This window comes from Rothia sp. HMSC065C03, assembly GCF_001837295.1.
GTDB lineage: Bacteria > Actinomycetota > Actinomycetes > Actinomycetales > Micrococcaceae > Rothia.
In genome coordinates, this window is record NZ_KV832005.1 from 95942 (window position 1) to 115335 (window position 19394).

The window sequence follows — 19394 nt, forward strand, 5'->3', positions numbered from 1 at the left end:
ACAAAAGGATGCGCCGCGACGCGCAAACAGCACGCCGCGGCACACAAGTACAGGTGTTTAGCCGCCGGAAATATCCAGCTCAGCCTCCGCCAGGCCCAGACGCTCAGCGTCGCCCAGGATGCGCGAATCCAGCCAGCCATCGGGCAGGTGCGGTTGCTTGGGGCTACCGGCGCGACCGCGCGAACCCTCCACAGCGGCACCCGGGTAACCAATCGAGTGGTCCAGCTGAGCAATCAGCTCACGGAACGTCGCCAGGTCGGGCACCTGAGCCATCTTCGCGCGCAGCTCACCGCCAACCGGGTAACCCTTGAAGTACCACGCCACGTGCTTACGAATCTCACGCAGGCCGCGGGTTTCATCGCCGAAAGTCTCCACCAGCAGTTCTGCGTGGCGGTAAATCATGTCCGACACCTCAGTCAGGGTCGGGCGGATACGCTCCGACGAACCCTCAAACGCATTCTGCAGGTCGCCAAACAGCCACGGGCGACCCTGGCAGCCGCGACCAATCACCACGCCGTCCACGCCGGTCTGCTCAACCATGCGTACCGCATCCTCGGCGGAGAAAATATCGCCATTACCCAGGATCGGCACATCCGGAATCAACTCACGCAGCTGCGCAATAGAATCCCAGTCAGCCTTACCCGAATAATGCTGAGCCGCAGTACGACCGTGCAGAGCAATCGCCGCAACACCGGCATCACGAGCAATCTTGGCGGACTCCAAGAACGTAATGTGGTCATCGTCGATGCCCTTACGCATCTTAATGGTCAGCGGAATATCGTTGCGGGACGCCTCCTTCACCGCGGTCTGCACAATCGCAGTGAACAGGTCAGTCTTCCAGGGCAGGGCGGCACCGCCACCGCGGCGAGTCACCTTAGGAGCCGGGCAGCCAAAGTTCAAGTCAATGTGGTCGGCACGGTCTTCTTCAACGACCATGCGCACAGCCTTACCGACGTTGACCGCGTCCACACCGTAAATCTGGATGGATCGGATCTTCTCGTCCGGGTCATGCTCAATAATGCGCATGGACTCGGGCTTACGCTCCACCAGGGCGCGCGCAGTCACCATTTCGGTAACGTACAGGCCGCCGCCATATTCACTGCAGAGGCGGCGGAAAGCCTTATTGGTCACGCCAGCCATCGGGGCGAGAACCACGGGAGTATCAACGGTCAGATTGCCCAGTTTCAGGGGCGGAAGGGTAAGACGGGGTGCTTCAGAATTCACCCCTATATTGTGGCATACGGGGGCAAATCGAGAACCGGACTCAGCTGACGGGGTACAGAAGCGCAGTGCAGTGGCACGGCGCAGGCTCAGCAACCGTGAGGAGGCGCAGGTACGCGAGAGGGGCGGAGGAGCATTCCACTCCCCCGCCTCTTCAGCAAGAGTCAGCCAGCAGGCTCGGTACCGAGAATCTACCTAGTAACCTACTCGGTCACGTAAATATAGGTCGGGTCGCCCTCCACCGAGGCGGTACCGGCACGCAACAGCACGTCAGTCACCTGAACCAGCGCCTCCATGGCGTCGTCAACCTCAACCAGCACCGGGTACTTAGCGCTCAGCAGGGACAGCACCTGCATAATCGCCTCCACGGCACCCTCATTATCGAAGTCGTAACCCAGTAGCAACTCCGTGGCGGTCTTCTCATTCACCAGCGCCGCCTCCAGGTCAGTCTCGAAGGGGTGGTAGCTCACCGCAAACGCCACAATCGGGCCCTTCTTACCCTCTGCCGCCGCCTCACGAATATGGTCACGAAGCACCACAGCACCAAAGGCACGCACCTCATCCGAGAGGAAGTAGCGGTTCACGGTGCCCAAACCCACCTCAGCAGGAACATCCCACTCGTGGGCGCGGCGGTAGAAATCCCACAGCGCGGCTGTCAGCTCAACCGAACCGGTCGCCAAATCCTCAATCGCCTGAGTCTCGTTACCGTCAGCATCCTCACGCAACGACACCGGAGGAATCGCCCCCGGCTCCACACGCACCATACGGGAACGCTGAATCAGCTTCATACCAGCAGCCTGCGCAAACTCCTCACCGTCACTAAACGGCGACAGCTTCACACGCAAAGCGGTGGTCTGACCGTGCGCCGCCGCAATCTCACGCAACGCATCCAGCAGGGCAGTACCAATACCCTGACGGCGGTGATCAGCTGCCACCTCAATGTAGGACCATAGACGCGTCGGATGCAGCATCGAAGCCACCACAGTACCCGCAGCCACCGGCACACCCGAAGCAGTCACCACCAGGGTGCGGCTAAACGGCGCATCCGTATCCGGGCCGAAAAGGCCACGCTGGCGCTCCTCAACCTCATTGCGGGCAGAGTTCCATATCTCAAGCAGGGCAAGGTCATCACCCTCCTGCCAAGGGCGAATCTCAAATTTTTCGCTGAGGCGTTCAGCCATATCCGTGCACCTTTCCTTCGCTCGCGTCAAACGTGCCAATCAGTCTAACCAGGGTAGCCCAAATACACGACGGCGGGTAGCCTCTTTCGCTCTAAGAGGCTACCCGCCGACCATGTTATGAATTATTTTTAGCCTGCCAGGCGTGCAGCCAGGTAAGACTTCACCTGATCCAGAGCCACACGCTCCTGGTTCATGGTGTCACGCTCGCGGATGGTCACAGCCTGGTCCTCAAGAGTGTCAAAGTCCACGGTGATGCAGAACGGGGTACCAATCTCATCCTGGCGGCGGTAACGGCGGCCAATAGCGCCCGCCTCGTCGTAGTCCACGTTCCACAGGCCACGCAGCTCATTCGCCAGCTTAGTTGCCGGCTCAGACAGCTCAGCCTTCTTCGACAGCGGCAGAACAGCAGCCTTCACCGGTGCCAGACGCGGGTCAAGCTTCAGCACGACGCGCTTATCCACGCCACCCTTAGTGTTCGGTGCCTCATCCTCAACGTATGCGTCAACAAGGAACGCCATCATGGAGCGGGTCAGACCGAAGGACGGCTCAATCACGTACGGCACGTAACGCTCGCCGGTAGCCTGGTCGAAGTACTCAAGCTTCGCGTTGGAGTGCTCGTTGTGCACGCCCAGGTCGTAGTCGGTACGGTTCGCAACGCCCATCAGCTCGCCCCACTCGGAACCCTGGAAGCCGAAGCGGTACTCAACGTCAATAGTGCCAGCCGAGTAGTGTGCACGCTCCTCCTTGGGGACGTCGAAGCGGCGCATGTTATCCGGGTTAATGCCCAGGTCAACGAACCAGTTCCAGCAGTCCTCAACCCACTCGTTGAAGTACTTATCAGCGTCATCCGGGTGCACGAAGTACTCGATTTCCATCTGCTCGAACTCACGAGTACGGAAAATGAAGTTACCGGGAGTGATCTCGTTACGGAACGACTTACCGATCTGGCCAATACCGAACGGCGGGCGCTTACGAGAAGCAGTCACCACATTGTTGAAGTTCACGAAAATACCCTGAGCGGTCTCCGGGCGCAGGAAGTGCAGACCCTCCTCGTTGTCGACCGGGCCCAGGTAGGTCTTCATGAGGCCGGAGAAGTTCTGCGGCTCAGTCCACTCACCACGAGTGCCACAGTTCGGGCAAGCAATCTCTTCCATGCCCTCAGCCGCGCGGCCCTTCTTCGCCTCAAAGTTCTCCAGCAGGTGATCCTGACGCAGACGCTTGTGGCACGACAGGCACTCAACCAGCGGGTCGGTGAAGGTCGCCACGTGACCGGACGCCTCCCACACCGCACGAGGCAGAATAACGGAGGAATCCAGGCCGACCATGTCCGCACGGGAGCGGACGAAACGCTGCCACCACTGCTGGCGGATGTTTTCCTTCAGCTCTGCACCGAGCGGACCGTAGTCCCATGCGGAGCGGGAACCGCCGTAAATTTCACCGGCCTGGAAAACAAAGCCGCGGCGCTTCGCGAGCGCAATAACGTTATCGAGGGTGGACTTTTCAGCCATAGTTACTCCTTCTGCCCCGCCACCGGCTGTGACGTGCGTGAGTTCGGGTTCATAAGGGACGCAACCCAGAACGGGGCGCCCGTATTCGCGCTCATCGGCGCAATATGCACACTTTTTGATGCAAGACACTAGGGTACCATCACCAACCCGCCCCTGGGTATGCCCACCAGGCCCACCACCGCCCCATTTTTCGGGAAGCCAGGACGTACCCGGCGGGATAAACTAGGAAGCATGGAAGAAATTTTTATTCGCGACGACATGATCCGCCTCGGCCAGTTCCTCAAACTCGCCAACCTCGTAGAGGACGGCGCGCAGGCACGCGAGGTCATTCAGCACGGCCTGGTAAAGGTCAACGGCGACATTGAGGAAGCACGCGGCAAGCAGCTGCACCCCGGCGACACCGTCACCTTCAACGGCGTGACCGTGAAGGTTGCGCACGAGGACTAGTCCTCTCTCTGCTTGGTTAGGGCTACAGGCGAGGGGCAGTGACCGTCCTCGTTCCTCCCCTCACCAAGCAGGGGCGGGGCGCCGCATATTTCCTCCGCGCCTACGCAGGGGCACCCGTCACCCGGACGCTCCGCCCCTCCTCGCTTCGCTACGGAGAGCGTCCGGGCTGACACCCTGAGGGCGCATCCGGAAAACGCGGCCGCACCCGCACAGTACCCCAGCGAGGAAAGGCGGTATCGTCCGAAAGTGACATCAGGGTGCCCGAAGCGAAGCGAGGGCGGGTTCCCTGTAGGAACGAGGACGATAACCGCCTTTCCAAGCGGAACCGTGCATCCCACGCGGAAGCAGAACTACAGCAAAGCCCCCGAGTCATCAGACCCGGGGGCTTTCCATATGTCGTTTTAGGCGTCAGAGCCTTCCGCGGTGCCGGTCGCCTCCGCAACCTTCTGCGCACGAATACGCGGCTCCTTACCCTGCACCTTCACCTCCAGGAACTCGCCCACATGGCGAATCTCCATGGGGCCAACGCCATGGCCGATACCGGCGTACAGCACCTTAATGCCGTCGGTGTACTTGCGGATCCAGTCGTAGGTGTAGTTCACCATCTCCTGCGGGATGACGGGGTCTTCCTGGTCGCGGCCGAAGAACACCGGCAGTTCGGTCTTCTTCAGCTCCTCATCCTTGAAGTACGGCGAATCCGAGTCCACGGCGTAGCCGGACAGACCCACCACAGCGGCGAACTCGCCGGGAGCATGACGCACCATCGAAGTTGCAATGCCCATACCCTGCGAGAAGCCCAGCAAGGTCACCGAAGCGTACGGTTCACGGTTCGCGCGCGCCCACTCCAGCACGTAGTCGCTCGCCTGCTCAATGGCGCGCTGGTCAGATTCGAGCCGCTGGTTCAGCGGGTACCACTGGTAGCCGATAGCGTCTGCGGCAATGTAGGCGCCGGTCGAGTCCGCGGAGAACTGAGTGCCAACCGGCTGCGGTGCACGCATGGAGGCGTAGGTGAAACCCTCCTGCGGAAGGTGCGCCGCCAGGGACAGCAGGTCGTGCTCCTGGGAGCCGTAGCCGTGCAGCATGAGCACCAGGTGGGTGCCTACACGTTCGTTCTCGGGGCGGGTGTATTCGACGACGTATTTGTTTTCGCTCATGAACCCATCTTAGCGAGGACTCCCCCGCAACCCTGCACCGCAGGTTCCGCCGCTAGCTTGACCCTCACCTAACGTGAGGTTTTAGAGTGAAACCATGGACGCGAACAGAACACCGCCTGACGGGCAACACGAATACACCGTAGGAGAAGCGGCATCACTACACGGGCTAACAGTGCGCACACTTCACCACTGGGAGCAACGAGGCCTACTCAACCCGGCACACGATGAGTTCAACGGGTACCGATACTACACAGATACAGATCTTGAACGAATCACCGTCATCATGGGATACCGCGCCACCGGCATGAGCCTTGATGCCATTCACAAAATACTGCAGGACGAAGCGAACAGCACCGAGCATCTACTCGCTCAGCGGGATATGCTTCAACGCAAAATCGTCGCGTACGGGCGCATGCTTGAAACCATCGAACATCTTTTGGAGGACGCTATGGCACCTAAGAATGAGCAGCTCAGCGCTGCTGAGAAAGCAGAAATTATGGGCGAGGGATTCAGCCTCACCCACCAACAGGAGGCGCAGGACCGTTACGGAAAAACTGACGACTGGGCCGAGTACCAGCGCCGTACTGCGTCAATGGACCGTGCCGACTGGCAGAACGGCAAACAGCAGGTTGAGGAAGTAGAACACGCCCTCGTCGAGGCGTTCAACCGCGGCGTGCAGCCGGGCAGCGAGGAGGCAAACGCGCTCGCCGAGCGGCACCGCGCCTCCCTGTTCTTCTTTGAGGTCACCCCCGCCAAGCACGCGATTCTGGCGCGCGGCTATGTTGAGGATGCCCGCTTTAAGGCGCACTACGAGAAGCTTGCGCCTGGGCTTGCGGAGTGGCTGAGGGAGGTCATCTTTGAGAACGCTCGTGCGCACGGTGTCAACCCCGAGGAAGCTACCTGGGGTTAAATCTTTGGGCTGAAAATACCCAGTAACTAGGGGTGAGTAGCTGAGTGTGAAAGCTGAGCACAAAAATACGCCCGGTATTCCCCACGTCGGGAATACCGGGCGTCGGCGTGCATACCTGCATGAAAATTAGACGGTTATCTAGCGGGTGCCATCGAGGTGACTGCGGTGCTCCTGAATACGGCGATCCAGGTGCTCAAGGTTCTGCTGCAACCCCGCAATCTCGTTTTCAATCTTTCGGCGGGCTCGCTCCATCACATCAACGGAGAGTGCATGATCATCCGGATTGTCCAAGATTGTACGAATGTCGGCAAGACTCATGCCGGCCTGACGGCAGGTAGCAATAAACCGTGCTGCGGAGATAGACTCCTCATCAAAAATACGGGTTCCGTGAGCATCACGGGGCACCGCAATGAGCCCCTCTTTTTCGTAATAGCGCAGGGCGTGGGTGCTCACCCCCAACTGCTCCGCTACCTCTTGAATACTTACCACAGCGTTAATGCTATGGGGTTAGAGCGGGTCTAAAGCAAACTGAGAACCCTTACCTTCCAGTGCAACAGGAGGCTGCTTCCGCGGTATCTCGCGGAGCTTTCAAAAAGTGCCAGAAAAACCGGAAAATATTCCCTGACTTGGCACAACACACTTCAAAAAGATAGAAAAAATGCCGGACACTCGCATCATACGAACGCCCGGCATTCTATTACATAACCCTAAGGGTGAAGGTTAATTCACGGTGGGCGGAAGGACAGTTGAGAATACCCAGTCATTCCCTCACAATCCCACACCCACTGTTTGGATAAAACAACATTCAACAGGATGCGTGAAACGCCTTCGGGTGCCGGTTGAGTTAGCGAGTAACAGCGCCGTACAGACGAGTCATCGAGTCCAGCGCCTCACGCTCACGCTGCGCCTCGCTCGGGGTAGCAGATTCATCTTCAACACCCAGGGCGCGCGCCAGAATCTTCTCCACCTGCTTCGCCTCAATCAGGAAGCCGTCATGGCCGTGGTTCGACTCGATAATATCCACGGCGACCGGGGTGGGCAGCGCCTCCGCCAGACGGTGCGACTCGTGCGGGAAGAACAAGCGATCCGTGTTCACCGCCGCAATCGTCCACTCGCAATCGGTGTGCGCCAGCGCCTGCGCCAGGGTGCCGCGGCCACGCGCCACATCGTGCGAAATCAGTGCCTCGTTCACTGCCAGGTAGCTATTCGCGTCAAAGCGCTCAACCAGCTTGGCGCCGTGGTGGTCCAGGTAGCTTTCGATGGCGTAGCGGCCACGCGGCTCACCCAGCGAGCCGCCCACGGTGCTTTCGCCACGGTTCTCTTCGCGGCCGAAGCGGTGCTCCAGCTCGGCGGGGCTGCGGTAGGTGGTGTGCGCAATACGGCGTGCCAGGGCAAGACCGGTCAGCGGCGCGGGACCGTCATAGTAGTCGCCACCGGCAAAGTTCGCGTCCGAACGAATCGCAATATTCTGGGTGTGTGCCCACGAAATCTGTTCCGCCGTAGCCGAAGGACCGGAGGCAATCACCGCGCATCCGCGCACCAGCTCGGGATTGGTTGCCGCCCACTCCAGGGCGCGAGCGCCACCGAGAGAACCACCAATCACGTAGCGGAAGCTGGTCACGCCCAGGGCACGTGCCAGGTGCGCCTCAGCACGCACAGAATCACGGATGGTTACCTGCGGGAAGCGGGAACCCCAGTGCTCACCGGCACCCGGGTAGCCTTCCGGAATAATGCTTGCCGGTCCGGTGGAGCCGTAGCAACCGCCCAGAATATTGGGGGCAATCACAAAGTAGCGGTTGGTGTCTACGACCGAGCCGGGGCCCACGATGCCTTCCCACCAGCCGTCCGACTCGATAGCGCGAATCAGCGGGGCGGGCATGTCGGGGGTGGGGACGCCGCGGGAGACATGCGTATCGCCAGTGAGCGCATGCAAAATCAGGATGGCATTATCGCCAGCCTCATTGAGCGTACCCCAGGTTTCGTAGCCGATGGTGACCTGCGGCAGGGTTACGCCGGATTCGAGCTCCAAGTCGCCGATGTTCAGCTGACGCAGGTAGCCTTGCGCTTCGGGGTGCTCGCGCTGGGTGCCCGCCACGGGGATGGGCGCGGTAACAGGCTGGTTGATAGTGCCGGATTGCTTGGAACTGGACAGCGTGGTGCCGGACTGGCTAGTGCTCTGGGTGGTCATGGGGTTCCCTTCACTGGGTTGGCCGGCGAGGTGGTGCCGGGTGTGAGCGGGGTACTCGTCTGCGGGTTGAATCTGCGGTTGAGTCTGCGGGTTGAGGCAGCGAGGCGGCGGTGCCGCGCGCTTATGAAACGCTCCCTAACGGGGAATCCGCAGGTGGACCGAAAAGCCGTAGCTTGCCGGTCCACCTGCGGGTGCATCACCGTTTAGGAGAGGGTGTCGAAGCCCAACTGCAGGTCGGCGAGAATATCATCAATGTTCTCAATGCCAACTGCCAGGCGCACAAAGTTCGGGTACACGCCGATCTTCTCCAGCTCCTCAGCGGCAAGCTGGGAGTGGGTGGTGGAGGCGGGGTGAATTACGAGCGAGCGCACGTCACCGATGTTCGCCACGTTGGAGTGCAGCTTCAGGGCATCTACGAAGTCGCGGGTCTGCTCCAGGGTTGCGTCCTTGAGGGTGAAGCCGAGCACCGCGCCGGGGCCCTTGGGCAGATACTTCTGTGCGCGCTCGTACCAGGGGGAGGATTCCACGCCAGCCCAGATGACCTTGTCGACCTGCGGGTTTGCTTCGAGCCAGTGGGCGACCTTGGTGGCGTTCTCAATGTGGCGTTCGATGCGCAGGGAGAGGGTCTCCAGGCCGATGCCGATGTTGAAGGCGTTGGTCGGGGAGATGGCGGCGCCGGTGTCACGTAGCAGGGAGACGCGCGCCTTCAGGATGTAGGAGAGGTTCGCACCGAATGCGGAGTCCTTGCCCAGGTCGCGTGCGTAGACAAGGCCGTGGTAGCCGGGGGCGGGCTGGTTGAACTTGGGGAACTTCTCGGGGTCTGCACCGTAGTCGAAGTTACCGGAGTCAACAATCACGCCGCCGATGGAGGTTCCGTGGCCACCCAGGTACTTGGTTGCGGAGTGAACCACCACGTCCGCGCCGTGCTCGATGGGGCGCAGCAGGTAGGGGGTGGGTACGGTGTTGTCCAGGATCAGGGGCACGCCGTTTTCGTGCGCAATCTTGGCGATGGGCTCGATGTCGAGCACGTCGTTGCGGGGGTTAGGCACGGATTCTCCGTAGAACAGCTTGGTGTTGGGACGAACCGCGGCGCGCCATGCGTCCAGGTCGTCCGGGTTCTCAACGAAGGTGGTTTCGATGCCGAGGTCGGCGAGGGTGTACTTGAGCAGGTTGTAGGTGCCGCCGTATATGGAGGGCGATGCAACCACATGGTCGCCTGCGCCGGCAATGTTCAGGATTGCGTAGGTGATAGCTGCCTGACCGGATGCCAGCAGTAGCGCGCCAACGCCGCCTTCCAGGGAAGCGATGCGGTTTTCGATTACTTCCTGGGTGGGGTTGTTCATGCGGGTGTAAATGGGTCCCAGCTCGGCGAGAGCGAAACGGTTCGCTGCCTGCTCGGCGCTGTCAAAGACATAAGAGGTGGTCTGGTAGATGGGTAGTGCCCGAGCTCCCGTTGCGGCATCCGGCGCCTGACCTGCGTGAATCTGGCGGGTTTCGAACTTCCAACCGGCGGGGTTGGCGGGAGTCGGGACGGTAGTGTTGTTGCTCATGCTTGGCTCTCCTAAGGGGATAGTTAGGGGGCCGCATGCCGAGCGGTACAGGAATCGTCGTCGAATAATCCTGTCACGATTGATGTACCGGATTCGGTCACATCGGTCCCGCGCTTGCGTCACGCTTTTGCGTGCCGCCTGGTCTTCACCCAGGGCACCCCACCGCGGAGGAGGGTTGCCGGCCAGCTAGCTGGGGCTTGTCGCTGGCGCTCTTGACCTGTCATTAGGGTGTCATAATCGGTTGCGCGGGGTCAAGGGTTTTAGGAGTGCGCGACACTTTAAGACGCTTCATTGCAAAGATGACGTTTTATGAATTGCCTTTGCTCTGACCTCATTTTAGGGGTTCGCATACTCTCAACCCGATTAGCCGAGTCAGGCACCTGTAGTATCCGCAGCAGATTCACCCCATTGGCCTTGACCCGGTGGTAGTCCAACAGAGTCTAAAAGACCGGGGAAAAGATTCTCAATCACGCTGTCTCGGCGTGTAATTTTACGGTGCGTTCCCAGCACTTCGGTGTGCATGAGCCCTGATTCTCGGAGCACTTTGAAATGATAAGACATCGTAGATTTGGCGATTCCATAGTCAAAATCACCGCAGAACTGTGGCCCGTGGTCTGCGATACGGGCGAGAACATCTCGTCGAATGGGGTCTGACAATGCGCCAAGGACACGATCCAACGTCACGTCATCAGAGGTGGGGTGATACAGCCGTTCCTTACCCATAACCACGCCTTTCCGGGTTTTTCGCATAACGTATTGAGCCTTCATGACTCTGTGACAGAATATTACATCTTGGGCTTGCCCTCTAGCATAATATAGATTTATTCTAATTTCGACGAACATAGAAATAACATGAAAGGATGCACAATGAGTTCTCACAATACATCTCATCAGCTACCTCAAAATTCTGAGGCAACCATGCGGCTTGTATCATTCAGCACTCTCTTTGTCATCGGCACAGATACTTTTCTCACTGCCCCTCTGCTTCCGCTACTCAGCAAGGAGTTCAACACCAGCACAGAACAATCAGGGTGGTTCGTCTCTGCATACGCTTTAGGGTATGCAATTTTCGCACTCATTGCAGGCCCGCTGTCAGACCGCGTTGATCGCAGGCGCATTATTCTTACCGGGTCCATCGGCTTTACGCTTTTTACGGGCTTATGCGGTTTAGCATGGGGGTTTTGGTCTCTTTTTACCGCCCGGTTTCTTGCGGGAGTGTTCGCTTCTCTGATCTCACCGCAGATTTGGGCATCTATCCCCATGACAGTGCCGAAACAAGCCATTATTAAAACTATGGGATATGCAACGGCTGGACTTGCCATAGCCCAAATCGCCGGTATTCCTGTAGGTTCTTTCCTCTCCACTTATGGATGGCAGATACCATTTTTTGCAATCGCCGCAGCGTCTCTTCTTCTCTTGGGTATACTCTATTCACGTTTTCCCAGCATTCCCCCTGTGTCTGCAGCGCAAGATGGAAATTTTCTGACTCCCTACCTGCACGTTTTAAAAGCCCCTTCACTTTTGCTATCCCTCCTGGCGTACCTGATTTTCCAGACAGGAGTATTCGCATCTCTATCTTTCATAGGTTCATGGTTCGCGCGAGACTTTGGGGCATCGCAGACAACCATCGGTTTCGCCATGCTTGTAATCGGATGTGGCAACGCTCTAGGCTCCCTCACAGGGTCACGATTCGTCGCACATATAGGTACGCAGAAGACTATGCTCATGGGACTTATGGCACTCAGTATTGTGTATCTCTCGGCGTCATTGACAGCTAATTTCTGGACTGCTTTAGGTATTTTTACTCTTGCACTTTTTCTCGGAGGAATTATGCTCCCCGTCCTCATGGGAGAGCTACAAAGCCATACCGCTATAGCTCGCGGTACTGTATCATCCCTCTCAAACACGGCAATGTACGCTGGAACAACTATCAGCGGTGCCGTTGGCGGTACATTACTTACGCAGTTTCCGGGGTATAGCGGTATAGCCGTCATGAGTGCATGTGCAGTCGCAATTTCTCTTGGTGTCTATGCACTTGGTGGGGCATTCCGATCGAATAACGGGGGATCGTTTTAACTTCTTCGAATAAAATCAAAAAAAATTTAATCACAGCATTCCGTGAGCCGTGCTACACTGATGGAAACCTTGAATCTAGGAGTGATGAGGTATGACCTCCCGCTAAAGTCGCACCGGCTCGCGGAATGCCCGCCCAGATGGTGGGCTCTAAAAAATTTCAGAAACAACCCTGCTTTGGTTCGATACATTTCAGGAGCGCATAGTGTGCGCTTGGGATACCAAAGTTCTGAGGGTTTCGTTGTTATACCTTCCGCACCTGCAGTCGGTGACTTGGGATTATTCGGGCACTACGTAGTGCCTCTCTCACGACTATTCATCTCACCCGTCCCACGTATTGCAGGCCTGCGAACACCATGCTCAAGCGGCTTCGGGTGACTAAGCACCGCAAGGTTTTATCACGATGTCTACAATTCTTGACGCGGCACGGCTTCGCCGCGTCTTTGGCACAGGCGAACGTGCCTTTACCGCCGTCGACCGGGTGTCGCTTCGCGTCAGCTCCGGTGAAATTCATGCCCTTCTCGGCCCCAACGGTGCGGGCAAAACGACGACCGTGCAGATGTGCTCGACCCTGCTCACTCCCACCGGCGGTAGCCTCACCGTGAACGGCGTTGATGCTATCGCTCACCCGCAGCGGGCGCGCCGTCACGTGGGTCTCGCGTTGGGCGGGGAGAACGGCTTCTACCCACGCGCCAGTGCCCGCGATAACCTGCTGTTCTTCGCCGATATTGCGGGGGTTTCCGGGCGGGCTCGACGACACGAGGTGGAGCATGCCCTAGCCCGTGTAGAGCTCACCGACGCCGCCACGCGGCCCGTCCAAGAGTTCTCCCGCGGCATGAAGCAGCGCCTGCATATTGCCCGCGCCCTGCTCGGCTCCCCCGCCCTGCTCCTGCTGGATGAGCCAACCAACGGGCTCGACCCCGATATCGCCCTGACCGTGCGTACCCTCATCCGGTCTCTGGCGGATGAAGGTACCGCCATTCTGCTGACGAGCCACCTCCTCGGCGAAATTGAGGATCTGGCGCACACCATCACCGTTTTGGGCGCCGGTTCCGTTGCGGTGAGCGGCACCCTCGAGGACGTTGCCGCGCACGCAGGTATTGCCGCCACGACCGTGGTTCAGGTGGACCCCACTGCTACCGAGGGCATTGATACACTACGCGGCTTCCTCGGCAATAAGGCGGCGGTGCTGTTTGCCCCGCGCGGTTCCGGTTGGGAGCTGACCCTCTACTGGCACGGCGAGCGCGCCACGTTCGAGGCGGGCGAGGCGCACCACATCCTGGCGGAGGGGCTCACCGCCTCACGCATTGGGGTACGGACCGAGCCGTACACTCGCCCGGCAACCCTGGAAGAGGCATACCTGGCGATGGCGGAGGGGCTCAAACGATGAACGCTCAGACACGGCGTCCGGTAGAGTCCCGGCAACAGCGCCGAGGGTACAACCTGTGGCAGGAGTGCGCCCGTCAGCTGCGGCTCATGGGCTTTAGTCTGCGGCAGTTCCTGACGGTCCCCTACTTCATCCAGCTACTCATCAGTACGGTACTCGGATCGGTTATTATTCAGGCGCTCGCCGTGCACGCGGCGGCGCAGAGCTCCGCGGGGCAGACTGTCGACCCGACCCTGGCGTGGACCCGCGCGGGCATTGTGGGCATGTGGTCGGTCTGCATCGTATCGGCAGGCATCATTAATTTTGAGCGCTTCCGCGGGACCCTCGTGTACCTGTGTTCGGGGTCGATTTCTCCGCTGCGGGTGCTGGCGGCTATCGTTTCGAGTGCCTCCATTGTGGGTCTGGCAGCCCTACCGCTGGCGTGGTTGACGTGGGCCCTGGCGACCCTCAACCCGCAGGTCACGGACTTTTCTGCCCTCTGGCCGCGCTACGTTCTGGGCGTTCCCCTGCTATGGCTTGCCTGCCTGTCGGTCACGTTCATGATTGCGGTGTTCTTCGTGGCCACACCGAACGCTATCGCCTACGAGGAGCTTCTGCTCGTACCGGTTTTTATTCTTTCCGGGGTTCTCTTCACGACCGTTGAAGCGCCCGCCTGGCTGGATGCCGCGGGCGTGCTCATTCCCCTGCAGGCGCCGGTTCACCTCCTACTTGGGCGTACCGCCATCACTACCCCGGCGGATGCACTCTTGCCCGTAATTCAGACCCTGGTCGTGAGCTTCATCTGGGCGTTGTGCGCCTTCCTCTTTGCTCGGAAGGCTCTCGCCTCCGCCCATCGTCGCGGCACTCTGGGGGCGATGTAGCGTGCGTATTCTCTCTACTGATTCTCTGCCCGGCGTGGTGCGTCGGGCGCTGTCTACCGCCTCTATTGGCTGGTCATCTTCTATTACCTTCGCAACCCTCGGAACGGCCATCACTACCCTGGTGCTCGTGCCGGGCCTCAACGTGCTTTTCACGGTGCTTTTGGGCGCCGACCTCGCCGCGAATGATACGGTACGCATCGGCTGCGCGACCGCGCTGATTGCGACCCTCAGTTCGGTGGCAGCCGGTATTGTTGCACGCGTTGCCACAGACCGGTGGATTGGTGTCTTCGAGTACGTGTGTACGGCTCGCCCGGTGGATGCTGGCTACTGGCTCGGTGCGGCGGCGGTACCCGCGTTGCTGGCTTCCGTGACGGGTCTGAGCAATGTGGGCATCGTGTGGTTACTCTCCCTCACGGCGCCCTCTACCGGGGCGGCTTCGGGGCTTCTGATTGGAGCCATTGCGCTGATGCCGGTTGCGATTCTAGGCGGGGTCTGCCTGGGTATTTTTGCTGCCGGCTTGGGCCTGTACCTGTCGGATCCGTACACGGGCTCGAATGTTCTATCTATTGTTCTGCCGGTCAGCGCGGGCGTGATTGTGCCGGTGAGTACCTATCCGGCGTGGCTTGCCTGGGTATGTTCCTGGGTTCCCGGGTCCCGGCTGGTGCAGGCTTTAGATACCTCTAGCGGTATCGCGAACGGCACCGCGCCGGAGCTTTTCGCGCTCCTGGCGACGGACGCGGCGCTGGCGGTGCTCTACGCCGCAGTGGGGTTGGGGCTTACGTTCCTCGCCGCCCGCCGCATCCGTGCCGGCGCCCGCGCCTCGCTGCTATAAGGCGCGTACCCGAGATAAAAAGAACGAACCTTTTAAACGCCCTCTCCCCCGGCGCGCTATCCAGGCATGACAACCAACCGGGCGCCGAAACCACGAAAGACTATTCCTGTGACCGTTACTCCCGCTTCATACACCTTAGAGGCCCTCGGCTTCGACCCCTCCTGGCAGGGTTCAGCAATTCGCGCCGCGTTCACCCTCGACGGCACCCTTGATGATTTCACCCTCGCCCGCGTCAGCGCCGTGCACCGCACCCGCTGCGAGCTGCTGACCTGCGAGCGGGGCGAGCTCGTGAAGCTCTCCGCTCCCCTGCGTCCGGTCGAGAACGACTACGGCGAAGAGGAATACCCCGTCGTGGGCGACTGGGTGCTCGCCCAGCCCATCCCCGGAACCGGCGGTGAAACCCAGCCCGCAGAGCATAAGCCCCTCGCGATTCTGCCCCGGCGAAGCTACCTCACCCGCCCCAGCGCCACCCGAGAATCCGCGGATCAGCCCGTCGCCGCCAACGTGGATATGCTCTGCATCGTTGAGCCGTGCTTCCCCGAGCCGTCCATCGGGCGCATTGAACGCTACACCGCCCTGGCGCACGCTTCCGGGGTGCAGGTCGCGCTGATTCTCACCAAGGGTGACCTGGTGACGGCCGAACAGCTCGCCGGCTACGAGGAATCCCTCGCGGGCGGCGTGGATGCGGTGCTCGCCGTCTGCACGGACAACGGCTACGACCCCGCTCCAGTGGCGGAGCTCGTCGCCGGACGCACCGCCGCGTTCCTGGGCCGTAGCGGTGCTGGTAAATCAACCCTGGTCAACGCCCTGCTCAACCCCGGAGCCGACCCCCGCGAGGCCAGCTCAGAAAACCGGGTGCAAGCAACCTCCGCGGTTCGCGGCACTGACGGCAAGGGGCGCCACACCACCACCAGCCGCCAAATGATTGTTCTGCCCGGTGCTGGATACTTCGGTGCTGGAGAATCCGGCGCAGAAGGCTCCGGCACAGAATCCTCAGCTGGCACAGTGCTGATTGACACCCCGGGCGTGCGAGCCCTCGCCGCCACGAGCGATAGCGCTGCCATTGACGAAACCTTCGACGACGTCTCCAGCTACGCCGCCGCCTGCCGGTACAGCGACTGCTCCCACGGCTCCGAACCCGGATGCGCGGTGCAGCAGGCGCTCGCTGACGGTGCCCTCGACCCCGAGCGCTTCGAACGCTACCGCAGGATGATGGTAGAATCCGCGCGCCTGCGCCTGCGGTCTCAGGAGCGCGAATACCGGCAGAGTAACCGCGCCTTCACGAAGGCGAATAAGGCGGGTCGCCGCACCCTCATGTCCATTAAGGGGCGCGCCAACTAGCCGCCGAACGCACATGTCCCGGCGAGGCTCCAGTGCAGAAGACTCCGGCGAGGCTTCCACAAGCTGAGCCGGGCAATCTCGCACAGACAGCAATATAGTAGCCTGCCTCACTCTTCGATACACTAGAACTAGGCGTGCCCCCACTCCCCCGCACACCCTCACCGCCACCGGGCGGCGCAGGAACGCGGGCGCAGACGGCACACACCATTCACAAACCCATAACTCATTGAAAGAGGTGGCAGCATGGCTGAACAGAACCTCACCCCGCCCGTACCGAAGAAGGTTGAGCACCGCCGCGAACACCACGGCGACGTCTTCATCGACCACTACGAATGGCTCCGCGACAAGGAAAGCGAAGAGGTCCTCAACTACCTCAAGGCAGAAGCCGAATACACCGAAGCTGTCACCACAGACCAGCAGCCCCTCCGCGAATCCATCTTCAACGAAATCAAGGACCGCACCCTGCTGTCAGATCTGACCGTCCCGAACCGTATCGGTGACTGGTGGTACTACAGCCGCATGGTGCCCGGCGGCCAGTACCCCGTCTTCTACCGCTACCCCGCCCTGCACGAAGGCGACGAGGTGGTGCGCTACACCCCGCCGACCGTCACCCCCGGCGAAGTACTCGAGGGTGAAGTCGTCATCCTCGACTGCAACGAATACGCCAAGGACATGGAGTTCTTCTCCCTCGGCAGCTTCCAGCCTGCACGTAACGGCAAGCTGCTGAGCATCTCCGTGGATGAGAAGGGCGACGAACGCTACGAGCAGCGCTTCCTCAACATGGAAACCGGCGCCTTCCTCGAAGACACCATCCCCAACATTGCGGCGGGATCCTTCTTCATCAACCACGCCGAACAGCTCATCTACCTCGTGCCCGACGAGTCGTGGCGCCCCTGGCGTGTCTACGTGCACGACGTCGGACAGGGCACCGAAGACCACCTGATTTACGAGGAACCGGACAACACCATGTGGCTCGGCGCCGCCATGAGCTCCGACCGTTCCTCCGTGGTCATTACCAGCTCCAACTCCGAGTACACGGAGGTGCGTCTCATCCCCACCCGCGAACCCAAGGGCGAGCCGACCCTGCTCATCCCCAAGAGCGCGGGCATCGAATACTACGCTGAGCCGCTCAACATTGCCGGCGAGCAGCACCTGCTGATTCAGCACGACTACAATGCGTTGAACTCCGAGCTGGTCCTCGCAGACATGCCGCGCGAAGGTGAAAGCCTCGAAGAGTACGCGCAGCGTTGGGTGCCGGTCATCCGCCACAGCGAACACGTGCGCTTGGAGGGCTTCACCTTCACCGCAACGCACCTGGTCGTCACCGCCCGCGCGGACACCACCACCCGCATCTTCCTCGCACCGCGTGAGCAGCTGCCCATCCAGTGGCGCCGCCGCCGCCCCGCCGGTGTGACCTTCATGGAACCTGCCGGCTTCGACGAGGAACTGTACACCGCCTCCGTGCTGCGTGCGGAGAACTACTCCCCCGTGCTGCGTATCGCCTACACCTCGTACCTGACGCCGCGCCGCGTCTACGACTACTTCCCCATGTCGCAGACCCTGCTGCTGCGCCGTGAAACCCCCGTGCTGGGCGGCTACAACCGCGAGGACTACCGCGCCTACCGCGACTGGGCACCGGCGGCGGACGGCACGCTCATCCCGATTTCGGTGATTCACCGCGCCGACCTGGACATGAGCAAGCCGCACCCGGTCATCCAGTACGGTTACGGCTCGTACGAGTCGTCCATGGATCCGATGTTCTCCATCCCGATGCTGTCGATCCTGGACCGCGGCGTCATCTACGTCATCGCGCATATTCGCGGCGGCGGCGAGATGGGCCGCTCCTGGTACCAGAACGGCAAGAAGCTCGCGAAGAAGAACACCTTCACCGACTTCGTGGACGTCACCAGCTACATTGCGGCTAAGCCGTGGGCTGATGAGGCGCGTATCGGCTGCTACGGCGGTAGCGCCGGCGGCCTGCTCATGGGCGCCGTCGTGAACCTCGCCCCCGAAAAGTACGCCGCCTGCCTGGCTGCCGTACCGTTCGTGGATGCGCTGACCACCATCCTCGACCCGGAGCTGCCGCTGTCGGCGATGGAGTGGGAAGAGTGGGGCAACCCGATTGAGGACCCGGAAGTGTACGCCTACATGAAGTCGTACACCCCGTACGAGAACATCCGCCCGGTCCGCTACCCGGCAATTGCTGCGGTGACGAGCCTGCACGATACGCGCGTGCTCTACGTGGAGCCTGCGAAGTGGGTTGCGGCGCTGCGTGAGCAGATTGACCCGTCCTCGCCGGTGCCGCTGCTGAAGATTGATATGTCGGGCGGTCACGGTGGTGGTTCGGGCCGGTATACGCGTTGGCGCGAGATGGCGTGGGATTACGCGTTCCTGATGAGCAACCTCGGCGTTACTGAGTAGGCTATAACCAAGCAAGCCACGCGTTAAAAAGAACGCTCCGTCTGTATCTAAGTGATACGGACGGAGCGTTCTTCGTTTAAATACGTTGCGTTACTGGAGGGACAGTGTTCGTCCTCATTTCTCCCCTCACTAAGCAGGGGCGGGGCGCCGCATATTTCCTCCGCGCCTACGCAGGGGCACCCGTCACCCGGACGCTCCGCTTCCTCCTCGCTCCGCATCGGAGAGCGCCCGGGCTGACACCCTGAGGGCGCATCCGGAAAACACGGCCGCACCCGCACTGTGCCCCAGCGCGGAAAGGCGGTATCGTCCGAAAGTGACATC

Annotated in this window: 16 protein-coding genes and 1 riboswitch; of the genes, 8 read left to right on the forward strand and 8 right to left on the reverse strand. The window is 60.5% G+C overall.

Annotation, left to right across the window (positions count from 1 at the left end; translation table 11 throughout):
* Positions 1-57 precede the first annotated feature (57 nt).
* The 3 genes from dusB to HMPREF2605_RS05040 form a co-directional block, all read right to left on the reverse strand.
* The gene (dusB, locus tag HMPREF2605_RS05030) at positions 58-1224 is read right to left on the reverse strand and encodes a tRNA dihydrouridine synthase DusB (protein ID WP_049355088.1); all 1167 of its coding nucleotides are present in this window, start codon (positions 1222-1224) and stop codon (positions 58-60) included.
* A gap of 200 nt (positions 1225-1424) precedes the next feature.
* The gene (locus HMPREF2605_RS05035; RefSeq protein WP_070847212.1) at positions 1425-2402 is read right to left on the reverse strand and encodes a GNAT family N-acetyltransferase; all 978 of its coding nucleotides are present in this window, start codon (positions 2400-2402) and stop codon (positions 1425-1427) included.
* Between the two features lie 128 nt (positions 2403-2530).
* Positions 2531-3910 (reverse strand): glycine--tRNA ligase, encoded by a 1380-nt coding sequence (locus HMPREF2605_RS05040; protein WP_005507052.1) that lies wholly within the window; start codon positions 3908-3910, stop codon positions 2531-2533.
* Positions 3911-4141: 231 nt separating this feature from the next.
* Between HMPREF2605_RS05040 and HMPREF2605_RS05045 the strand changes: the two genes are divergently transcribed.
* A complete protein-coding gene (locus tag HMPREF2605_RS05045) occupies positions 4142-4357 on the forward strand; it encodes an RNA-binding S4 domain-containing protein (RefSeq protein WP_005508828.1) in 216 nt (71 codons plus the stop codon).
* A 401-nt stretch (positions 4358-4758) separates the two neighbouring features.
* On the opposite strand, the gene HMPREF2605_RS05050 is transcribed toward HMPREF2605_RS05045, so the two are convergent.
* The gene (locus HMPREF2605_RS05050; protein WP_070847215.1) at positions 4759-5511 is read right to left on the reverse strand and encodes an alpha/beta hydrolase; all 753 of its coding nucleotides are present in this window, start codon (positions 5509-5511) and stop codon (positions 4759-4761) included.
* Positions 5512-5605: 94 nt separating this feature from the next.
* Between HMPREF2605_RS05050 and HMPREF2605_RS05055 the strand changes: the two genes are divergently transcribed.
* Positions 5606-6421, forward strand: a complete 816-nt coding sequence (locus HMPREF2605_RS05055; RefSeq protein ID WP_070847218.1) for a MerR family transcriptional regulator — start codon at positions 5606-5608, stop codon at positions 6419-6421.
* A gap of 138 nt (positions 6422-6559) precedes the next feature.
* Here HMPREF2605_RS05055 and HMPREF2605_RS05060 read toward each other — a convergent pair whose 3' ends face one another.
* The 4 genes from HMPREF2605_RS05060 to HMPREF2605_RS09275 all read right to left on the reverse strand — a co-directional run bounded on the left by HMPREF2605_RS05060 (position 6560) and on the right by HMPREF2605_RS09275 (position 11050).
* Complete coding sequence (locus tag HMPREF2605_RS05060) at positions 6560-6910, reverse strand: MerR family transcriptional regulator (RefSeq protein WP_012903963.1); 351 nt, start codon at positions 6908-6910, stop codon at positions 6560-6562.
* Between the two features lie 355 nt (positions 6911-7265).
* The gene (locus tag HMPREF2605_RS05065) at positions 7266-8609 is read right to left on the reverse strand and encodes a homoserine O-acetyltransferase MetX (protein ID WP_012903964.1); all 1344 of its coding nucleotides are present in this window, start codon (positions 8607-8609) and stop codon (positions 7266-7268) included.
* Positions 8610-8812: 203 nt separating this feature from the next.
* The gene (locus tag HMPREF2605_RS05070) at positions 8813-10159 is read right to left on the reverse strand and encodes a bifunctional o-acetylhomoserine/o-acetylserine sulfhydrylase (protein ID WP_070600720.1); all 1347 of its coding nucleotides are present in this window, start codon (positions 10157-10159) and stop codon (positions 8813-8815) included.
* 105 nt (positions 10160-10264) lie between these two features.
* Positions 10265-10377: riboswitch (SAM riboswitch) on the reverse strand.
* Positions 10378-10531: 154 nt separating this feature from the next.
* On the reverse strand, positions 10532-11050 hold the full coding sequence (locus HMPREF2605_RS09275; protein WP_314738485.1) for an ArsR/SmtB family transcription factor: 519 nt from the start codon (positions 11048-11050) through the stop codon (positions 10532-10534).
* On the opposite strand from HMPREF2605_RS09275, the gene HMPREF2605_RS05075 reads away from it, so the two are divergent.
* The 6 genes from HMPREF2605_RS05075 (at position 11027) to HMPREF2605_RS05100 (ending at position 19073) form a co-directional block, all read left to right on the forward strand.
* Positions 11027-12235: an MFS transporter gene (locus HMPREF2605_RS05075; protein WP_083313062.1), complete on the forward strand. Its 1209-nt coding sequence runs from the start codon at positions 11027-11029 to the stop codon at positions 12233-12235. The genes HMPREF2605_RS09275 and HMPREF2605_RS05075 overlap by 24 nt on opposite strands.
* 400 nt (positions 12236-12635) lie before the next feature.
* The gene (locus HMPREF2605_RS05080) at positions 12636-13622 is read left to right on the forward strand and encodes an ABC transporter ATP-binding protein (protein ID WP_070847220.1); all 987 of its coding nucleotides are present in this window, start codon (positions 12636-12638) and stop codon (positions 13620-13622) included.
* Positions 13619-14479: an ABC transporter permease gene (locus HMPREF2605_RS05085; protein WP_070847222.1), complete on the forward strand. Its 861-nt coding sequence runs from the start codon at positions 13619-13621 to the stop codon at positions 14477-14479. The genes HMPREF2605_RS05080 and HMPREF2605_RS05085 overlap by 4 nt, the downstream gene beginning before the upstream one ends.
* Before the next feature lies 1 nt (position 14480).
* Positions 14481-15311 carry an ABC transporter gene (locus tag HMPREF2605_RS05090; RefSeq protein WP_070847225.1) on the forward strand — a complete coding sequence of 277 codons (831 nt, stop codon included), beginning with the start codon at positions 14481-14483 and terminating at the stop codon, positions 15309-15311.
* A gap of 108 nt (positions 15312-15419) precedes the next feature.
* Positions 15420-16652, forward strand: coding sequence for a ribosome small subunit-dependent GTPase A (gene rsgA, locus HMPREF2605_RS05095; RefSeq protein WP_070847228.1), 1233 nt, complete (start codon positions 15420-15422; stop codon positions 16650-16652).
* Positions 16653-16895: 243 nt separating this feature from the next.
* The gene (locus HMPREF2605_RS05100; protein ID WP_070847230.1) at positions 16896-19073 is read left to right on the forward strand and encodes a S9 family peptidase; all 2178 of its coding nucleotides are present in this window, start codon (positions 16896-16898) and stop codon (positions 19071-19073) included.
* Positions 19074-19394: the final 321 nt, after the last annotated feature.

Excerpts from the sequence above, each read along its gene's own strand:
- HMPREF2605_RS05085 (WP_070847222.1), top strand. The coding sequence starts at position 13,619 with ATGAACGCTCAGACACGGCGTCCGGTAGAGTCCCGGCAACAGCGCCGA.
- HMPREF2605_RS09275 (WP_314738485.1), bottom strand. The coding sequence starts at position 11,050 with ATGAGATGTATTGTGAGAACTCATTGTGCATCCTTTCATGTTATTTCT.
- HMPREF2605_RS05035 (WP_070847212.1), bottom strand. The coding sequence starts at position 2,402 with ATGGCTGAACGCCTCAGCGAAAAATTTGAGATTCGCCCTTGGCAGGAG.
- HMPREF2605_RS05070 (WP_070600720.1), bottom strand. The coding sequence starts at position 10,159 with ATGAGCAACAACACTACCGTCCCGACTCCCGCCAACCCCGCCGGTTGG.
- HMPREF2605_RS05050 (WP_070847215.1), bottom strand. The coding sequence starts at position 5,511 with ATGAGCGAAAACAAATACGTCGTCGAATACACCCGCCCCGAGAACGAA.
- HMPREF2605_RS05040 (WP_005507052.1), bottom strand. The coding sequence starts at position 3,910 with ATGGCTGAAAAGTCCACCCTCGATAACGTTATTGCGCTCGCGAAGCGC.
- HMPREF2605_RS05045 (WP_005508828.1), top strand. The coding sequence starts at position 4,142 with ATGGAAGAAATTTTTATTCGCGACGACATGATCCGCCTCGGCCAGTTC.
- HMPREF2605_RS05080 (WP_070847220.1), top strand. The coding sequence starts at position 12,636 with ATGTCTACAATTCTTGACGCGGCACGGCTTCGCCGCGTCTTTGGCACA.
- HMPREF2605_RS05100 (WP_070847230.1), top strand. The coding sequence starts at position 16,896 with ATGGCTGAACAGAACCTCACCCCGCCCGTACCGAAGAAGGTTGAGCAC.
- HMPREF2605_RS05065 (WP_012903964.1), bottom strand. The coding sequence starts at position 8,609 with ATGACCACCCAGAGCACTAGCCAGTCCGGCACCACGCTGTCCAGTTCC.
- HMPREF2605_RS05055 (WP_070847218.1), top strand. The coding sequence starts at position 5,606 with ATGGACGCGAACAGAACACCGCCTGACGGGCAACACGAATACACCGTA.
- HMPREF2605_RS05075 (WP_083313062.1), top strand. The coding sequence starts at position 11,027 with ATGAGTTCTCACAATACATCTCATCAGCTACCTCAAAATTCTGAGGCA.